Here is an 18,692-nt window from a genome sequence, read left to right on the forward strand (position 1 = left end):
TTCCGTGGTCAGTCCAGGGGCGACGGCACGATCAGCCGCTCCAGCCGGAGCTCCAGTTCCTCGGTGAGCGCCTGCACCGCCTGGCGCCGATCACGGCGGTAGTCGGCGAGGCGCTCGTCCACCACGATCGGCCGGTCGATGCTGATCCGCACCCGCCGCCGCCCCAGCCGGGGGCGCTGGTTGGCGGTGTGGCCCTGGATCCGGCACTGGGTGTCCCAGAGCAGCAGCAGGGTGTCGGCGAAGCGCTCCTGGCTCGGCCGCTCCCGCACGTAGCTGCCACTCACCGCGACGAAGGATTCCACCACCCGCATGTGCCACAGCTGGGCCGCCGTCTCCTCCGCCAGCCGGTCGGCAAGGGCCTGGGCCAGGGGACTGGGGGGGGCGCTGCCGGGGGGCCGGGCGGGGTAGAGCCGATCCCAGCCGGCCTGCTCCAGGCGCCGGCAGCGGTCGGTGAGGCTGCCGCTGGGCCCCATGCCGAAGGACTGCTCCACCCGCCGCAGGGCCAGATCCATCAGCCGCTGCAGCCGGGGCCCGAAGGCGGGCTCCGGCTCCGCACTGTCCGCGGCGGGGGCGCACTCCTCGGGCAGGGCCAGGTGCACCTTGTCGCGGTAGAAGACCTCCATCTGCTCGAGCATCCGCTCTCCCAGGAGCACCAGCCGCTGGTGCAGCTTTGAGGGGTCAAGGTCGTGGCCGGGATCGGGGCTCAGGCCGGCCCCTTCCTCCAGGCGGCAGAGCAGCGTCTCGATCGCCCCCCAGACCGGCTCGATGAAGCTGTACTGCAGGCCGATCGGCAGCAGGTCCATCCGCTCGCGGCGGCCGGCCTCCGCCAGGTCGGCCGCCGTCCAGAAGGCGAGCTGGGCGGTGCCGGGCTCAAGCGGGCTGAGGCGCTCGTTGTGGCCGTTGGTGGCGCCCTCCGGCGCCAGGGCGAAGGGATGGGGCCCCTCCAGCAGCAGCTTCCGGGCCGTCCGCAGGGCGGGCAGATCCACCTTGCTCCGCTGGATCGAGGCGCCCCCCAGGTGGGTGAACAGCCACCCCATCGTCGGCCCGGCCCAGAGGGGGATGCCCCGGTCGAACAGGAACTGGCCGGTGGGCGCCGGATCGAAACGCAGGCCCTGCCGCCGGCCCGCCCGGGCCAGCTCCACCCACAGCAGCCGGGCCATGCTCAGGGGATCGTCGAGGCTCGGGTGCCGGAAGGCGAGCAGCAGCCGGCTCTCCCCGGCCTGGAAGGAGCGCATCGCCTCCACGAGCGTGTCCATACCCTCCACCTCCACCGCCGCGATCCGGCAGCGCCAGCGCAGCCAGAGCGGCAGCACCAGCCGGCCCAGCGCCAGCACCCGGCCATCCAGGCGGGGCGGCAGGAACTCCAGGGGCGGGGCGGTGGCCATCGGCGGAGGTTAGGCGGGCCGCCGGGGGCGGGCTGTGTCCAGGGTCAGCCTTGGCCCAGGGTCAGTCTCAGCGCAGTTCGAGGGGGATGATCGGCCCCTCGCCCCGCCGCACCCCCAGCCGGATCGGCCGGGGCGGACCCTGCGCCGGCAGGGTCACCTCCACCCAGAGCTGCTCGCCGGCCGGGCGGCGGGAGGGATCGTCCACCCCGGGCGGGATGAAGTAGGCCACCGAGGGCCCCAGGCGCCAGCCTTTGCCCTGCGGTGTCGCCGCAAGGCTCTCGGATCGGGGGGTGGTGTCCGTGGCCAGGGTGGCCCGCACCCGGTCGGCCTCGCTGCGCAGCACCAGCCGCTCCCCCGACCAGGGCCTGGACTGGCCGGCCGGCACCTCGGGGGCCGGCACCAGCAGGGCCAGGTTCACGTAGCGCCCCCGGATCGGCAGGTGGGGATCCACCGGCTCGCTCAGCATCCAGCCCCGGGGTCGGGTGGCCCGATCCAGCAGCAGCTGGCCCCCCAGGCTCAGCAGCAGGCCGCCCTGCAGCAGGGCCACCAGCAGGCCCCGCCCCGGCCCGGGGATCATGGGGTCCCCCTGGCGATGGCCCGGGCCACGAGCCGGCGGCGCAGCAGCTCCAGGCCCCAGCCGCCGCCGAGGAACAGCACCCCCAGGCCGACCAGACTGGCGGAGCGCCCCAGGCTGTCCATCACCTGGGACACGTAGAAGGTCATCACGTCGATGGCGATCAGGGCGGCGCCGAAGTTGACCCGCTCGGAGCGGCCCTCCATCACGCCCCAGGCCACCAGCAGCAGGCCGCCGACGGCCCACCAGAGGTAGGTGAACACACCGGCGCCCTGATGGCTCCCCCAGGCCATCGCCAACCCCGGCAGCATCCAGCCGATTGCCACCCCCAGCGGCCAGGTGCGCCGCCCCCGCAGGCGCAGGCCCAGCAGCAGGGGGGTGCCCAGGGCCACGGCCCAGCCGCAGAGCGCCAGCGGCAGCGGCAGGGGCGGGGGCGGCGTGCCCGGCGCCCAGTGGGTGAACAGGTGCCAGAGCAGGCCCGCCGGCAGCAGGCCCAGCCCACCCAGCCAGAGCAGCACCCGCCGCGCCGGCGCGGCGGGACCTGGCCCTGTCGGCGCCCCCAGATAGCAGAGGCTGAGCAGCAGCAGGCCCGCCACCGGCGCCGCCAAAGCCGTTGGATCCCCGGATCCCCCCTGGAGTCCGTCGGCGGCGGCTTCGACGGCCCGCTGCCATTCGCTGATCAGCCAGGCCGGCGCCAGCAGGGCCAGCAGCGCCAGCTGGGGCCACTGGCCCAGAAGGGCCCAGCCCAGGCCCGCGCCGATGGCCCAGAGCAGCAGCCCCAGGGGCCAGTGGGCTTCCAGGTGGAACAGTTGGCCGGCCAGGAAGATGCCGGCCCCCAGGGTCACCGTGCCGACGCCGTGCAGGCTCACCGCCAGGGGCGGGAAGCGGCGCTCCACGGCGGCGGCGCCCCCGTGCAGGCCCACCACCAGCGCCAGCAGCAGGCCGAAGCGCTGGCCGGGCCCGAGGGCCGCCCAGTGGGTGGAGACGAACAGCAGCAGCCCGGTGGCCACCAGCACGCCCCCGAGAGCGACCGCCACCAGCACCGGCACCCGCAGCCGCGGGCGGCCGGGCTGGGCCCTCTCCCAGGCCCGGATCGCCTCGGCGCCGGCGGGGTCGATCAGGCCCGCCTGCCGCCAGCGTTCCAGCCGTGATTCCCAGCCATCAGCCATGGGCTGAGGCTACGGGGATTGGGTGGCTCCGGAGCCGTGCTCCGCGTGAATGTTTTGCGCCGGGGCGAAGCGCCGTGGCGGGGCGATGTGGATGATGAAGAGATCCTCTGATCGGTGCCGTTGTCGGCCAGCGGAGCGCCACGGCCCCAACCTTCGCCCGTCGACAACCCTGCTGACGGACGGATCGGGGCCGCCGCGCGGCAACGGCGCCTGATCGAGGAGCGCCATCGGCTTCTGGCCGAAAACGCCAGGGATGTGATCTGGACCATGGCGCCCGACGGCTCGATCACCTCGGTCAGTCAGGCGGTGGAGAGCCTCCGGGGCCTGACGCCGGAGGAGGCGATGGTCCAGCCCATCGAGCAGATCCACCCCCCCGACTCCTTGGCGATCTCCCTGGGTTACTTCACCCAGCTGGTCGAGGACCTGCAGGCCGGCCGAGCGCCCCAGTCCTTCCGCGGCGAGCTGGAGTACTACTGCCGCGACGGCTCCACCGTCTGGATGGACGTGATCGCCCTGCCGGTGCTGGACGAGCAGGGGGCCTTCCTGGAGCTGCTGGGGGTCAGCCGTGACATCACGGAGCGCAAGCGCACGGCGCTCGAACTGCAGCAGGCCCGGGCAGAGGCCGAGGCGGCCAACCAGGCGTTGCTGGCCGCCAACCGGAAGCTGGTGTTGCTGGCCACCACCGATGGCCTCACCGGGCTCTGGAACCGGCGGGAGCTGGATGAGCGGGTGCGCCGGGAGATCGACCGTGCCGATCGCTACGGCGATGACCTGTCCCTGGTGCTCTTCGACATCGATCACTTCAAGGACGTCAACGACCGCTTCGGCCACCTGGCCGGCGACCAGGTGCTGGTGGAGCTGGGGCGACGGGTGGAAGCCCAGCTGCGGAGCTGCGACGGCGTCGGCCGCTGGGGCGGCGAGGAGTTCCTGGTGTTGATGCCCAACAGCCGTGCCGAGGAGGCCCGCCAGATGGCGGAGCGGCTGCGGCAGCGGGTGGAGGCGGAGCCCTTCGCGGTCGTGGGACGGGTGACGATCAGCTCCGGGGTGGTGCAGCGACGGCCCTGGGAGTCGGCCGAAGCCTGGTTCCATCGTCTCGATCAGGTGCTGTATCGGGCCAAGGAGCTGGGGCGCAACCGGGTGGAGCTGGAGCCGGAGCCAGGGCGCTGAGTGCCAGCCCGCTTTGAGACCATGGGCGCACTGCCTGTGCCCAGCCCGTGACCGAGTCTTCCCTGCCCAAGACCTACGACCCGGCCGCCACCGAGGCGCGCTGGCAGGCGGCCTGGGAGGAGGCCGGCGCCTTCCATCCCGACCCCACGGCGCCCGGGGAGCCGTTCAGCATCGTCATTCCGCCGCCGAACGTGACCGGCAGCCTGCACATGGGCCACGGCTTCGAGACGGCCCTGATCGACACGATCGTGCGCTTCCAGCGCCTGCAGGGCAAGAACGTGCTGTGCCTTCCCGGCACCGACCACGCCTCGATCGCGGTGCAGACGATCCTGGAGAAGCAGATCAAGGCCGAGGGCGGCAGCAAGGACGACCTGGGACGCGACGCCTTCCTGGAGCGGGCCTGGGCCTGGAAGGGGGAGAGCGGCGGCACGATCGTGGGCCAGCTGCGCCGGCTGGGCTACTCCGTCGACTGGCGCCGGGAGCGCTTCACCCTGGATCCGGGCCTGAGCGCGGCGGTGGTGGAGGCCTTCGTGCGCCTGCACGAGCAGGGGCTGATCTACCGCGGCGAATACCTCGTCAACTGGTGCCCGGCCTCGGGATCGGCGGTGAGCGATCTGGAGGTGGAGATGAAGGAGATGGAGGGGCACCTCTGGCACTTCCGCTATCCGCTCAGCGGCGACCCCGCCGCCGATGGCACCGACCATTTGGTGGTGGCCACCACCCGCCCCGAAACGTTGCTGGGCGACACCGGCGTGGCGGTGCACCCCACCGACCCCCGCTACGCCGCCCTGGTGGGGCAGACGATCACCCTGCCCCTGGTGGGGCGCCAGATCCCGATCGTGGCAGATGAGCACGTGGATCCGGCCTTCGGCACGGGCTGCGTCAAGGTGACCCCCGCCCACGACCCCAACGACTTCGCCATCGGCAGCCGCCACGGCCTGCCCCTGATCACGGTGATGGCCAAGGACGGCAGCATGAACGCGGCCGCCGGCCGCTTCGCCGGCCTGGACCGCTTCGAGGCCCGCAAGGCGGTGGTGGCGGCGATGGAGGCGGAGGGGTTCCTGGTGAAGGTGGAGCCCCACCGCCACAGCGTGCCGTTTTCGGATCGCGGCAAGGTGCCGGTGGAGCCGCTGCTCTCCACCCAGTGGTTCGCACGTGCCGAACCACTGGCGGCCCGCTGCCGCGAAGCCCTCGATGGCGGCGCGCCCCGCTTTGTGCCGGAGCGCTGGGAGAAGGTCTACCGCGACTGGCTCACCGACATCCGCGACTGGTGCATCAGCCGCCAGCTCTGGTGGGGCCACCGCATCCCCGCCTGGTTCGTGGTCAGCGAGACCGGCGGCGTGATCACCGAGGCCACGCCCTACGTGGTGGCCCGGGATGCCGCGGAGGCCGCCGCCAAGGCGGCGGCCCAGTTCGGCGAGGCGTCCCGGGCCGCCGGCCGGGAGCTGCAGCTGGAGCAGGACCCGGACGTGCTCGACACCTGGTTCTCCAGCGGCCTGTGGCCCTTCTCCACCCTGGGCTGGCCCGAGACGGAGGCCGCCGATCTGGCCCGCTGGTACCCCACCAGCGTGCTGGTGACGGGCTTCGACATCATCTTTTTCTGGGTGGCCCGCATGACGATGCTGGCTGGCGCCATGCAGCCCCTCGGCGCCGGCAAGGCCTGGATGCCCTTCGCCGACGTGATGATCCACGGCCTGGTGCGGGACGAGAACAACCGCAAGATGAGCAAGAGCGCCGGCAACGGCATCGATCCGCTGCCGTTGATCGAGCGCTACGGCGCCGATGCCCTGCGCTTCGCCCTGGTGCGCGAGGTGGCCGGCGCCGGCCAGGACATCCGCCTCGACTACGACCGCAACGACGGCAGTTCCGCCACGGTGGAAGCGGCGCGCAACTTCGCCAACAAGCTCTGGAACGCCACCCGCTTCGCCCTGATGAACCTGGGCGGTGAAACGCCCGCCAGCCTGGGCGCCCCGGACCCGGCGCAGCTGCAGCTCGCCGACCGCTGGATCCTGTCGCGGCTGGAGCGGGTCAAGCGCGAGACGGCCGAGCGCTACGCCAGCTACGGGCTGGGGGAAGCCGCCAAGGGGCTCTACGAGTTCGCCTGGAACGAGGTCTGCGACTGGACGATCGAGCTGCTCAAGCGGCGCCTCAACCCGCGGCCCGCTGTCGAAGGGGAGCCCCTCAGTGCCGAGGTGCTGGCCGACCAGCGGGTGGCCAGGCAGGTGCTGGCCAAGGTGCTGGCGGAGCTGCTGGTGCTGCTGCATCCGCTGATGCCCCACCTGAGCGAGGAGCTTTGGCATGGGCTCACCGGCGCCCCCGAGGGCACCTTCCTGGCCCTGCAGCCCTGGCCGGCGGCCGACAGCGCCGCCCTCGATGAAGGCCTGGAGGCCTCCTTCGCCGAGCTGATCGAGGCCATCCGGGTGGTGCGCAACCTGCGGGCCGTGGCCGGCCTCAAGCCCTCCCAGGGGGCGCCGGTGCTGTTCATCACCGGCCGCGAGCAGCTGGCGGCGGTGCTGCTGGAGGGCAGCGACGACATCACCACCCTCACCAGGGCGGAGAGCGTGACCGTGCTGGATCCGGCGGCGGCCGCGGCCCGTCCGGCGACTCGGGCCCTGGCCGCCGTGAGCGGCGAGCTGCAGGTGCTGCTGCCCCTGGAGGGCCTGGTCGACCTCGACGCCCTGCGCGCCCGCCTGGAGAAGGACATCGCCAAGGCCACCAAGGAGATCAGCGGCCTGGCCGGCCGCCTCGCCAACCCCAACTTCGCCGGCAAGGCGCCGCCGGAGGTGGTGGCCGAGTGCAAGGCCAACCTGGCCGAAGCCGAGGCCCAGGCGGCCCTGGCGCGGCAGCGGCTGGCGGATCTGGGGTGAGGCTGTTAACGACCCCATAAGCGGTCGTTAACGAAGGCGGGTGCCGGCTGGATGAGGGTTCTTCGGTGTCCCTCGCCGACCACGCCTTGCCCTCCCCCACCGCGCTCCGGTCCCTGTTCTCCCTGCTGGAGGATTCCGCCGTTTTCCGCCGCTCCTCCAGCCCGGAGATCCGTTCGGTGGCGCCGCTCCTGCCCAGGGGGGCGCGCAAGGGTTCCGCCGGTTCGCTCGGAGTCGTCGGCTCCAGACCGCCTGGGTTCAACGTCGAGCGCGATGACCGCGATGACGACCGTTTCGCCCGCGCCGCTGGCCAGGGCCGCGATGCCGACCGTGGCCGCAATGACGACTGTGGCCGCGACGACGACCGTGGCGGGCGCGGCAAGCCCCCTGCACCGGCCAACCCCCTGCTGGCCAGCATCGACCTCTCGCCGGTGCCTCCCGCCCCCGGCGCCGCTCCCACCGAGCAGTTCCAGACGGAGATCTCCGCCTACGTGACCGTGGGCGGCAAGCTCTTCATCCTTTCCTCCGGCGGTGGCAGCACCCTGCAGGTGACCGATGCCACCGACCCCACGGCCCCCAAGGCGCCGCAGCGGGTTTCCTTCGGGGCCTACAACAGCCAGTCGGTGGCCACCCACGACAACCTGGTGGCGGTGGCCCTGTCCCCCAGCGACTACGCCACCAATGCCGGTAAGGGGCTGGTGCGCTTCTACCGGATCGACAAGTCCGGCGCCCTCACCCTGGTGAAGGACGTGGAGGTGGGCTACCTCCCCGATGGCATCGCCTTCACGGACGACGGCAAGAAGCTGGTGATCGCCAACGAGGGGGAGCCGATCGCGAACTATGCGATCGATCGCCCCGGCAGCATCGGCATCATCGACATCAAGGGCAAGTCAGGCAAGGAGACCTTCACTTACACCGATCTGGGCTTCGCCGGGCTGACCCTGCCCTCCGGGATCCGCATCTCCGGTCCGGCCGGCACCACCCAGGCCACGGACATCGAGCCCGAGTACGTCTCGATCCTGGGCAACAGCGCCTACGTGACCCTGCAGGAGAACAACGGCGTCGCCAAGGTCAACCTCAAGACCAACACGATCGAAACGATCTTCGCCCTCGGCAGCGTCGACTTCAGCACCCAGCTCGTCGACATCACCGACCGCGACGGCCCCCCGGTTCCCCCCAGCAGCACCGGAACGCCCCTGATCAAGCCCGTCCTGGGCAACAACGTGGCCGGCCTGCGGATGCCGGACGGGGTGGCCGCCTTCAGCACCAAAGGCAAGGACTACTTCATCACCGCCAACGAGGGCGACGGCCGCGAATACGGCACCGCCGGAACCCCGGGCTTCTACCTCGATGAAACCCGGCGCAACACCGGTCTGAGCAGCCGCCTCAAGACCCTCAGCGAAGACACCACCGCCCCCTTCACCGCTTTCGGCAGCCGCAGCGTCAGCATCTTTGATGCCAAGACCGGTTCCCTGGTCTGGGACAGCGGCAACACCCTGCAGACCATCGCCATCGCCGCCGGCGTCTACGACGACACCCGCAGCGACGACAAGGGCGTCGAGCCCGAAGGGGTGGTGGTCAAGCAGCTGAACGGCCGCACCTACGCGATCGTCAGTGCCGAACGCGGCACCAGCAGCCTGCTGGCGGTGTTCGACATCACCCAGCCGGCCCAGGCCAGCTTCGTCACCAGCACCGTGCTGGCCGGCAGCGTCTCACCCGAGGGCCTGCTGGTGATCGATGCCAAGGACAGCCCCACCAGGCGGGACCTGCTGGTGGTGTCTAACGAGGTGTCCAACACCCTGAACATCCTCGATCTCGGCGCCCTGATCGCCGCCCCTCCGGTGGGCGGCGCCGGCACCTTCACCGCCACCATGCTCAAGGACGTGGCCGGTGGTGCGGAGCTGTCGATCTCCAGCCTGATCACCAACGGTGAGTTCACCAACGGCACCGCGCCGGGCAGCGTCTACGTGCCCCCGGGCATCTTCGATGGCCAGGGCGCCTACAGCAATGGCGATGGCACCTACACCCTGCTGGTCAACCATGAGGTCGGGGCCAGCGCCGGTTACGCCTACACCGCCGAGGGCCTCAACGCCTCGGTCACCGGCTCCCGCATCAGCCGCCTGATCGTCGACATCGATGCCGATGACAAGGCCTCCAACGGCTTCCAGTCGCGCATCCTCAGCGGCGGCCTCGCCTACGACAAGGTGATCGGTGACGACCCCAACGGCTTCGATCGCTTCTGCTCCGCCAACCTGGTGGAGGCCAACAGCTTCGGCGCCGGCCGTGGTTTCGCCGATCGCATCTTCCTCACCGGTGAGGAGGTGTTCGGCGGTGGTGGCGGCTCCTTCTATGCCCTCGACACGGCCAACAGCGATCTCCATCAGGTGAAGGCCTTCGGCAAGGGCACCTGGGAATCGGCCACGGCCATCGACACCGGCAGCGCCAACACCGTCGCCGTGCTGCTCTTTGATGACGCCAAGGCTCCCCTGCGGCTCTGGGTCGGCGCCAAGACCGCCGGCGGCTTCCTGGAGCGCAACGGCCTGGCCGAGGCGAACGGCTCGCTGTACACCTTTGTGCCCACGGCCCTGGCGGAAACCGGTGTCGATGCCACCCCCGGCCCCGATTCCGACGACCTCAAGGCCCTGGCCCTCGGCTCCCCCCTGGCCGGCAGCTGGGTGAAGATCGAGAAGCCGGCGGGCAAGGCCAGCTACGCCGATCTCACCGACGCCGAGATCCGCACCCTGGCCAACGACCTCGGTGCCCTTCAGCTCAGCCGCATCGAGGACGGTGAGGTCAACCCCCTCAACGGACAGCAGGCGGCCTTCGTTTCCACGGGAACGAAGGACTTCACCAGTGGCGACCTCTACGGCAACGTCTACACCCTGAGCTTCACCGATGCCTTCGGCGCCGATGGCCGCCTGGCCAGCACCGGTGCCAGCAGCCTGCGGGTGATCTATGACGCCGATCGCCTCGCCGATCCCACCACGGGCCTGCGCAACCCCGACAACCTCACCTGGAGCGCCGATGGCTCCCTGTATCTGCAGGAGGACCGGGCCAACGGCGGTGGCCTCGACATCGCCAACGGCAACTTCGGTACCCAGGAAGCCTCGATCTGGAAGCTGAACCCCAGCGGCCCCATCGATCCGATCACGGGTGCGCCCGCGGAGCGCTGGGCCCAGATCGATCGCACCGCCGTCCCCACCGCCTACGGCCAGAGCCAGCCCGGTGTGGTCACCGACCCCAGCACCAACGGGGTGGGCAACTGGGAGTCCTCGGGGATCATCGATGTCTCGAGGATCTACGGAACCGCCCCCGGCAGCATGTTCCTCGCCAACATCCAGGCCCACAGCCTCGGCGGCGGCAACATCAACGGCTCCGGGTATCTGGTGGAGGGGGGCCAGATCGACCTGATCCGGCAGACCGTTCCGCTGGTCTGATCCCAGCGACAGGTCCAGCCCTCGGCCCCTCCTGTGAGGGGCCTATTTCTTTCAGGGCTGCTCGGCTTCCTCCTCCAGCGGCTGCCAGATCAGGGGCCCAAAGCGGGCCACCACGGCCCGCAGGCCATCGAGTTCGCGGCCGCTGCGGCCGCTGAAGCCCAGCACCACACAGTCCTCCGGCACCGTCCAGTCGACCGGGCGGTCGCCGGCATCGCCACCGCCGCCGATGCGCTGGCCGTCGCTGCTGCTCAGGAACAGCCGGTCGACGCGGCTGCCGCTCAGGCCCTCGATGCGCCGGATCGTCACGCCCTCCGCCAGCTGCAGGACGCCCCGGTCGCCGCCGCCGCCGCCGCCATGGAGCTCCGGCTCGAGGGGATCGCCCTCGCCGGCGTAGCGCAGCCGGATCTGATCCACCCGCGAGCCGGTGCGCAGGCCCACCTCCACCAGCCGCTGCCGCCGGCGGATCGCGTCGGCCCGCCCGGGGAAGGGGAAGGGGGCGCCGCCGTTGCCCCCCATCGGCAGCTCCTCGGCCAGGGTCACGTTCAGTTCGGGACTGCCCGCCGCCAGGGACGGCAGCGCCGGGACCTCCAGGGGGGTGGCGGCGGCGGCCCCATAGGCGGCCCGGCAGGCGTCGATGGCGCGGCGGTCGGCGGCGGCGGCGGCGCGCCGGACGGCCAGTGCCGGGTCCGGGGCCACGCCGTAGAGCCGGTACGTTTCCGCCACCCAGTCCATCTGGCGGATCAGCCCCACCACCTGCTCGCGCTGCTCCAGCAGGCCGGCGCCCGCGGCGTCGCCGCTGAACAGCCTTCGGTTGGCGGCCACCGCCTCGAAGGCGGCGCCGATGGCCGGCACCGTCTCGTAGCCCCGGGTCCGCACCCCGATCAGGGCCGGCTGATCCAGGGGCAGCCGGGCGAAATCGTGGGCGAAGGGGATCAGGGAGGCGGCGTCGGCCGGCGGCTGGGCCCGGGTGCCGATCACCTGCATCCGGAAGCCCAGGTTCACCGCGGCGCTGCGGGCCACCGACGTCACCGTCTCCACCAGGGCGGGGTTGAGGCTCAGGCCGCCGAGGCCCAGTTCGGCGCCGATCTGCCGCTCCACCAGCCGGGCCTGCTCCCGCGACTGGGCGTAGAAGGTGAACACCCCATGGCACTCGCCGCCCACCTCCGCCGCCGCCACGAAGCCATCACCGTGCAGGGCCACGAAGGCCTCCAGCTCGGCGGCACCAGCCGGCACCGCCAGCCCCTCCAGCGGCCGGGTCTGGCCCACCTCCAGCGCCGCGCTCACCTGCCGGGCCCACACCACCAGCGAGAGGCTGAAGGCGGTGGTCTTCAGGGAGTCGCGGAACGACCGCTTGGCCCCCAGCAGACTCAGGGGGCCCAGGCCGACCCCCAGGGAGGTGTCGTTGTGCAGCGATCGCACCAGCTCCTCGCTGCTGCGGCAGAGCTGCCAGCCCACCGTGCTGCCGCCGCCCGCCGCCAGCACCGTGCCCCCCACCGCCGCCTCGAGGGGCTCGCCCGGATCGGCGACGCTGTGGCGGCCCCGGAACAGGGCCCCCCGGGCGACCTGCTGCGCCAGCTCCGACGGGTCAGCCATGGCGACACGGGCAGAGAACCCAACCCTAGGCAGGCTCGATACGGTGGCCCCATGGACCCGCTCTGGCTGTCGGATCACCTGCTGAGCTGGCTGCGTTCGCCGCTGGGGGCGCTGGCTTTCGTGCCCCTCTATGCCCTGTGGGTCACCCTGCTGCTGCCGGGGGTCTGGGCCTCGATGCTGGCCGGGGTGCTCTATGGCCCCGTGGCGGGCAGCGTGCTGGTGTTCACCGGGGCCTGCCTGGGGGCCCAGGCGGTGTTCCTGCTGGGTCGCGGCCGCTGGCGGGGCTGGGCCCGCCGCCGCCTGGCCGGGGCGCCGCGGCTGCAGGCGGTGGAGCAGGCGGTGTGCCGCCAGGGCCTGGTCCTGGTGCTGCTCACCCGCCTCTCGCCCGCCTTCCCCTTCAGCCTGCTGAACCTGGCCTACGGCCTCAGCGAGGTGAGCCTGCGCGACTATTCGATCGGCCTGATCGGCATCCTCCCGGGCACCGTGCTGTTCTGCGCCCTGGGGGCGGCGGCCGGCGATCCGCGGCGCTTCTCGGCCCTGCTGGCCGGTCCGGCCGATGGGGCCACCTGGGCCCTGCGGCTGCTGGGGGTGGCGGCCACCCTGGCGGTGGTGCTGCTGGTGGGCCGCCAGGTGCGCCTGGCCCTGGAGGAACGCGGGGTAGCCTCCCACGTTGCGATGCAGGCCAGCAATGGTGACGGCCGAGACTCCCCCCCACCCCAGCGCCGGCGCCTGCCCTAACTGCGGCGGCGATCGCCTCACCCCGGTGCGACAGGTGCGGGTGAGCAAGGCCCATGTGGCGGCTGAACTCGCCCACTGCACCAGCTGCGACTTCCTCTTCCTGGCCGATCCCACCTGGCTGGACGTGGCCTATGAGGAGTCCTTCTACGGCGATACCGGCTACGTCGACCGCAACCTGCACGCCTCGCGCCTGCTGCGGCTGCTGCTGGTGATCGGCCGGCTGGGCCGCTTCGGCCCCAGCGAGCCGGGCTGCGACCTGGGCACCGGCCTGGGCATGCTGCCGCGGCTGCTGCGCGACCACGGCTTCGATTTCCACGGCACCGACGCCTATGCGGCCATGGAGCTGATCCGCCCGTTCTGCGGCCCTCCCGGCGATGGGGCGATCGGCTGCAAGACCGCCTTCGAGGTGATCGAGCATGTGCCCTGCACCCCCGAGTTCCTGCGCCAGGAGGTGGGGGCCACGCCCCTGTTCGTCTTCTCCACCCTGATGCGACGGGGAGGCGAGATCCCTGGCCCAGACTGGTGGTACTACGCCTTCGGCAACGGCCAGCACATCAGCTTCCACAGCCGCCGCAGCTTCGAGGCCGCCATGGAGCGGGCGGGGATGGATCCGTCCTGGCTGGTCTGCATCGACGGCCCCGTGCATGAGCGGGCCCTGCATCTGATCGCCCCTTCGGCCCGCTGGCGGCGGGCCTTCCGGGTGGCTGGCGCTCTGGTGAACCGGGGCCTTGACGGGCTGCTGCTGCCGTGGCTGGAGCCCCTGGTGGGGCTGCGCACCCGCATCATCCCCGACCACTACATCGCCATGGAGCGGCTCAGATCTGCCGCAGAGCGTCAGCCTTGTCCTTGAAGTCGCTGAGCAGCAGCTGCAGGTAGGTGACCTTGCGCAGCTTGACGTTGGCGGTGAGGGACATGCCCACCTGCAGCGGCAGCACCTTGCCGCTCTTCAGCTTCAGCTGCTGGGAGTTGAGCCGGATGTCCACCGGAAAGCGGTAGAAGTTGTTCATCTGATCCGGGGGCAGGGCATCGGAGCCGATGCGCCGCACCGTGCCCTGCAGCACACCGAAATCGGTGGCGGGAAAGGAGTCAATGCTGATGTCGGCGGTCTTGCCCACGGAGACGAAACCGATCTCCCGGCTGGGCACCTCCACCCGCGCCTCCAGCTTGTCGAAGGGCACCACCTTCATCACCGGTTCGCTGGTCTGGGCGACGAAGCCGCGGGAGCGGGACTTGAGCTCGAACACCACCCCCGACTCGGGGGCCGTGATCGCCTGATAGCGGATGTTGACGTTCAGCTCAGTCAGCTTGCTGCGCAGATCGGCCAGCTCGCTCTGGATCTCACGGACGCCCTGCTGCAGGATCGCCTGCTGGCGCAGCCGGTCGACCTGGGTTTCCTCCAGCTTGCCCTGCACCTCCTGCACCTTGTTGCGCTGGGAGAGGTACTGGAGTTCGGCGGTGGCGCCCTCCTTGTTGAGGGTCTCGAGGCGGCCGAGCACGTCCTGCTCCAGGGTCAGGCTCTGGCGCAGCACCCGCTGCTCGGTGTCGTTGAACTGCAGGTAGCGGTCGAGCTCCACCTGCTTGAGGCGCAGCTGCTGCTGCTTGTACCGGATCGTCTGCAGCAGGCTGCGCTGGCGGTCGAGGGTGGCCTCGGTGTCGAGGCGCAGCAGCACCTGGCCCTTCTCCACCCGCTCGCCCTCCTTCACCAACACCGCGTCCACCACACCGCCGACCGGCATCTGGATGTCCTTTACGGCGCCCATGGGCTCGAGCTTGCCCGGGGCGGTGACGATCTCCTCGGTCTGGGCGAAGGCCAGCCAGCCGAGGCCGAACAGGGTGACCCCCATCAGCGTCCAGGTGATCGAGCGGGCCCAGAAGCGGGACTGCTGCAGCACCACGTCGTCGCTGTCGGTGTGGATGCTGCGCTCGAGGCCGTTCTGGGCCCGCCGCAGCAGGCCGGCCGGGGTGGGCAGAGGCGGACGTGCCATCAGCCCGCCTCCTGCTGGCGATACAGCGCGAAATAGCGTCCCTTCAGGGCCATCAGTTCCTCATGGGTGCCGGTCTCGACGATGGCGCCCTGGTGCATCATCACGATCAGATCGGCGCGGCGGATGGTGGACAGGCGGTGGGTGATGAAGAACACCGTGCTCTGGCTCATCGCCTCGCGCAGGTTGTCGCACACCTGGCGTTCGGTGTCGTAGTCGAGGGCGCTGGTGGCCTCGTCCATCACCAGCAGCTGGGGCTGGCTCAGCAGGGTGCGGGCGATGGCGATGCGCTGGCGCTGGCCGCCGGAGAGGGAGGCGCCCCGCTCCCCCAGGGGGGTGCTGTAGCCGGCGGACAGCTCCATGATGAAGTCGTGGGCGCCGGCGATGCGGGCGGCCTCGACGATGGCGTCGCTGGGGGCCTCCGGGTTGGTGAGGGCGATGTTCTCGCTGATGGTGCCGGAGAACAGCAGGGGGTCCTGGGGCACGATGCCCACCTGGCGGCGCAGGGAATAGAGCTCCACCTTGTCGATGTCGTAGCCGTCCACGAGGATGCGGCCCTTGGTGGGGGAATAGAGGCGGGGGAGCAGCTTCATCAGGGTGCTCTTGCCGCTGCCGCTCTGGCCCACGACCCCGGTGAAGGTGCCGGGAGGCACGTGGAGGCTGACGTTGCTGAGCACCTCCGGCCCGCCGGGGTTGAAGCGGAAGTCGAGGTTCTCGAACACCACGTCGCCCTTCACCGGTGGCAGGGGGATGTGGCCGCGGTCGGCTTCGCTCGATTCCTCCGGGGTGTCGACCACGTCGGCCAGCCGCTCGAACGAGACGCGCAGCTCCTGGATGTTCTGCCAGATCGAGGAGAGCCGCAGCAGGGGCTGGGTGACGTAGCCGCTGATGATCCGGAAGGCGATCAGCTGGCCCAGGGTGAGCTCCCCCTTGAGCACCAGGGTGGCCCCCACCCAGAGCACCAGCAGCTGGGAGAGCTTCTGGAGCACCGAGCTGGTCTCGTTGAGGAAGGTGCCGGTGATCGTCTTCTCGAAGGTGCGGGAGATGTATTTGGCGTACATCTCCTGCCATTTCCAGCGGCTCACCATCTCCACGTTCTGGGCCTTCACCGTCTGGATGCCGGTGAGCACCTCCACCAGGTGGCTCTGGGTGCGGGCGTTCTCCTCGGCCGCCTGGCGGTACTGGCGCCGGAACAGGGGCGCCCCCAGCAGGGTGAGGCCCACCTGGATGGGCAGCACCGCCAGGGCGATCAGGGTCAGCAGCCAGCTGTAGATCGCCATCACGATGATGTAGATCACCGAGAAGGCCGCATCCAGCAGCGTGATCAGGGCCTGGCCCGTGAGGAAGTTGCGGATCTTCTCCAGCTCGGCGATCCGGGTGCCCAGTTCGCCGACGGGGCGCTTGTCGAAGTAGCCGAGCGGCAGCCGCAGCAGGTGGTCGATCACCTCGGCGCCGAGGCGCAGGTCGATGCGGTTGGTGGTGTCAGTGAACAGGAAGGTGCGCAGGGAGCCGATCACCCCCTCCATCAGGGTGACCACCACCAGGGCCATGCCCAGGATCTGCAGCGTGTCGAGGCTGCGCTGGGAGATCACCTTGTCGATGATCACCTGGATCAGCAGGGGGTTGGCCAGGCTGAACAGCTGGACCACGAAGGAGGCCAGCAGCACCTGGAGCAACATGCCCCGGTAGCGCTTCAGGGCCGGCCAGAACCAGCCAGGCCCGAAGGTCTGCTCCGGGGTGTCGATGCTGCGCTCCAGCAGCAGCAGCTCCAGCCCCTCCGGATACTGCTCGGCGATCTGGGCGGGGCTCAGCTGCACCCAGCCCTCCGCCGGCGAGGCCAGCCGCAGGCCGGCGGCGTTGCTGGCGGTGGCGATGGCGAAGCCCTCCTTCCACGGCACCAGGCAGGGGGTGATCAGCCGGGTGGCGGAGGTCGCCGGCACCTTGGCACCGGTGACCAGCAGGCCGAGCATGGCGGCGATCTGGCCGCAGAGCTGCAGATCCGGCGGCTGGCCGCGGCGCATCTTGTCGCGCAGGATCTTGTCCACCGCGTCGCGGCGGTAGGGCAGTTCCAGCAGCTTGCCCAGCATCTGGAAGCAGGCCAGGGTCTCCTCCAGCGGACCGTTGCCTCGCACCAGGGTGAGGTGGCGATCGGCCCGCTCCTGGCCCAGATCGAGGCTGCTGACCTGGAAGCTGACGTCCGAGCCGGCTTCGGACGTCAGCAGGCCGGCCGCGCCCACGGCCGCGCTGATGGCGGCGTTGAAGGCGGTGTCCGTGCCCGGGGCGCTGGATTCGGGGGCCTCGGCGGGGGCGGGAGCGAGGGCCACCAAGCGCAGCGGCAGGGGCGGGCGGGCCTGGGGCAGGGCCTCCGTCGGGTTGAGAACCGAGCCGATCGCCAGGTCGGGGACGTTGGCGCTGGCCAGCAGCAGTTCCTCGCCGTCCAGCAGGGTGACGGCCCCTTCGTCTGGCGACACCGCCCGTGCCCGCTGGCGCAGGCGTTCGAGCTTCTCCCGCCACAGGGCCGGGTCGAAGCGGCCCGCGGCGGCCCCCTCCTGCTGCAGCAGCAGCTGGTGCAGCTCCGCCGTCCACAGGTGGCGGCCACACCACTGGCGCAGGCCGGCCTCGGCCAGCAGCAGCTCGAGCATCACCGTGTCGGGGATCGCCGTCGCCAGCAGGTCGGAGGCGGCGCTCACCGGCTCGATCCCCTCGGCCCGCAGCAGCGACGCCAGCCCCACCACGGCGCCGGGTCCGAGGCGCTCGATGGTGAAGGGCCGGCCGTCCCGTTCCGCCAGCAGGCGTGCATCCCCCTCGAGGAGCACCAGCACCCGGTCACCGATGGTGCCGGCGCTGCTGAGGTCCTCGCCGACGCGGAAGCGGCACGGGCGGGCCTCCGCCAGCAGGCGCTCCCGGCCGGCGACGGAGAGGCCGTCGAAGGGCGGCAGGGTGAGCCAGTCGGTGCGCCCCGGGACGGTGGAGGTCATCGCCCCTGCTCCGACCGCAGCCGCAGGGCCACCTCCTGATCCACCCATTCCTCGAACAGCTCCCGCGCCATCCGTTTCTGCATGGCGTCGTCGAAGCTGGCGGATCGGAGCGTTTCCAGCCGCACCACCAGCCACCAGCGGTCGATGCGCAGGGGCGGGTGCAGCTGGCCCGGGCGGCTGGTGCGCAGCAGTTCGGCCAGGGCTGGATGGGCCTGCAGCAGCGGCACCGGACCCACCACCCCCCGGGTGGAGCGCTCCGGCCCCTTGGCGTAGGTGGCCGCCAGCTCGGCGAAATCGGCTTCCCCCTCGGCGATGCGCAGGTAGAGCTCCCGGGCCAGGGCCCCGTCCTCCACCCGCAGCAGGCTGTAGATCACCTGGTCCAGCTGGTTCTTGCGGGCCAGGTAACGCTGCTCGGCCCGGTGCAGGAAATGCTCCTGGCAGTGACGATCGATTCTGGCCGGCAGCTCGGCCTGCCAGAGCACGTCAGCCTCCGACAGCTCATGGCGCTGCAGGTGGGCCCGGAGGTCATCGGCTGAGCGGAGGCCGTGGCTGGCGCCCCAGTCCTGCTGGGCCTTCTGGCGTTCCTCCTCCGCCAGGGTCACCCCGGCCACGGCCGTGGCGATCACCGACTGGCGCAGCAGGGGAATCAGCAGCTGATGGCGGGCCAGGTGGCGCCGCAGCTCCCCGGGGATCTCCGGCAGCGGCTCCACCTGCACCACCACCGGTGGCCCGGAGGGACGCGCGGGCGGATCGAGGCTGATGTCGTGATCCAAGGAGAGGGCGACGGCCACGGGATCGGCTAACA

The 18,692-nt window shown here is 71.2% G+C and carries 12 protein-coding genes; 5 read left to right on the forward strand and 7 right to left on the reverse strand.

The features are described 5' to 3' along the window. Positions 1–8: 8 nt before the first annotated feature. The 3 genes from KUG38_RS06365 to KUG38_RS06375 form a co-directional block, all read right to left on the reverse strand. Positions 9–1,385, reverse strand: coding sequence for a lysophospholipid acyltransferase family protein (locus tag KUG38_RS06365; protein WP_216919942.1), 1,377 nt, complete (start codon positions 1,383–1,385; stop codon positions 9–11). Positions 1,386–1,452: 67 nt separating this feature from the next. Beyond that, complete coding sequence (locus KUG38_RS06370) at positions 1,453–1,962, reverse strand: hypothetical protein (protein WP_216919945.1); 510 nt, start codon at positions 1,960–1,962, stop codon at positions 1,453–1,455. Then, positions 1,959–3,128, reverse strand: coding sequence for a DUF2157 domain-containing protein (locus KUG38_RS06375; RefSeq protein WP_216919955.1), 1,170 nt, complete (start codon positions 3,126–3,128; stop codon positions 1,959–1,961). The genes KUG38_RS06370 and KUG38_RS06375 overlap by 4 nt, the downstream gene beginning before the upstream one ends. A 120-nt stretch (positions 3,129–3,248) precedes the next feature. On the opposite strand from KUG38_RS06375, the gene KUG38_RS06380 reads away from it, so the two are divergent. The 3 genes from KUG38_RS06380 (at position 3,249) to KUG38_RS06390 (ending at position 10,596) form a co-directional block, all read left to right on the forward strand. Next, entirely contained in the window at positions 3,249–4,295 is a 1,047-nt protein-coding gene (locus tag KUG38_RS06380) for a sensor domain-containing diguanylate cyclase (RefSeq protein WP_216919957.1), read from the forward strand. A 47-nt stretch (positions 4,296–4,342) separates the two neighbouring features. Continuing rightward, positions 4,343–7,162 (forward strand): valine--tRNA ligase, encoded by a 2,820-nt coding sequence (locus KUG38_RS06385; RefSeq protein WP_216919959.1) that lies wholly within the window; start codon positions 4,343–4,345, stop codon positions 7,160–7,162. Between the two features lie 65 nt (positions 7,163–7,227). Next, a complete protein-coding gene (locus KUG38_RS06390) occupies positions 7,228–10,596 on the forward strand; it encodes a choice-of-anchor I family protein (RefSeq protein ID WP_216919960.1) in 3,369 nt (1,122 codons plus the stop codon). Between the two features lie 51 nt (positions 10,597–10,647). Here KUG38_RS06390 and KUG38_RS06395 read toward each other — a convergent pair whose 3' ends face one another. Then, the gene (locus KUG38_RS06395) at positions 10,648–12,189 is read right to left on the reverse strand and encodes a jacalin-like lectin (protein ID WP_216919963.1); all 1,542 of its coding nucleotides are present in this window, start codon (positions 12,187–12,189) and stop codon (positions 10,648–10,650) included. Positions 12,190–12,240: 51 nt separating this feature from the next. On the opposite strand from KUG38_RS06395, the gene KUG38_RS06400 reads away from it, so the two are divergent. Both KUG38_RS06400 and KUG38_RS06405 read left to right on the forward strand, forming a co-directional pair. Continuing rightward, positions 12,241–12,927: a TVP38/TMEM64 family protein gene (locus tag KUG38_RS06400; RefSeq protein WP_216919964.1), complete on the forward strand. Its 687-nt coding sequence runs from the start codon at positions 12,241–12,243 to the stop codon at positions 12,925–12,927. Then, positions 12,881–13,777 carry a class I SAM-dependent methyltransferase gene (locus KUG38_RS06405; protein ID WP_216919966.1) on the forward strand — a complete coding sequence of 299 codons (897 nt, stop codon included), beginning with the start codon at positions 12,881–12,883 and terminating at the stop codon, positions 13,775–13,777. The genes KUG38_RS06400 and KUG38_RS06405 overlap by 47 nt, the downstream gene beginning before the upstream one ends. Here the strand turns inward: KUG38_RS06405 and KUG38_RS06410 are convergent. The 3 genes from KUG38_RS06410 to KUG38_RS06420 are packed head-to-tail and all read right to left on the reverse strand — an operon-like array spanning position 13,743 to position 18,678. Continuing rightward, positions 13,743–14,912: an HlyD family secretion protein gene (locus tag KUG38_RS06410; RefSeq protein ID WP_216919968.1), complete on the reverse strand. Its 1,170-nt coding sequence runs from the start codon at positions 14,910–14,912 to the stop codon at positions 13,743–13,745. The genes KUG38_RS06405 and KUG38_RS06410 overlap by 35 nt on opposite strands. Continuing rightward, positions 14,912–17,887 (reverse strand): peptidase domain-containing ABC transporter, encoded by a 2,976-nt coding sequence (locus KUG38_RS06415; RefSeq protein ID WP_216919969.1) that lies wholly within the window; start codon positions 17,885–17,887, stop codon positions 14,912–14,914. The genes KUG38_RS06410 and KUG38_RS06415 overlap by 1 nt, the downstream gene beginning before the upstream one ends. After that, positions 17,884–18,678 carry a peptidylprolyl isomerase gene (locus KUG38_RS06420; protein WP_353617733.1) on the reverse strand — a complete coding sequence of 265 codons (795 nt, stop codon included), beginning with the start codon at positions 18,676–18,678 and terminating at the stop codon, positions 17,884–17,886. The genes KUG38_RS06415 and KUG38_RS06420 overlap by 4 nt, the downstream gene beginning before the upstream one ends. Positions 18,679–18,692 lie beyond the last annotated feature (14 nt).

The organism is Synechococcus sp. CCAP 1479/9 (genome assembly GCF_019038535.1).
In the GTDB taxonomy this organism is placed as follows: Bacteria; Cyanobacteriota; Cyanobacteriia; order PCC-6307; family Cyanobiaceae; genus Cyanobium.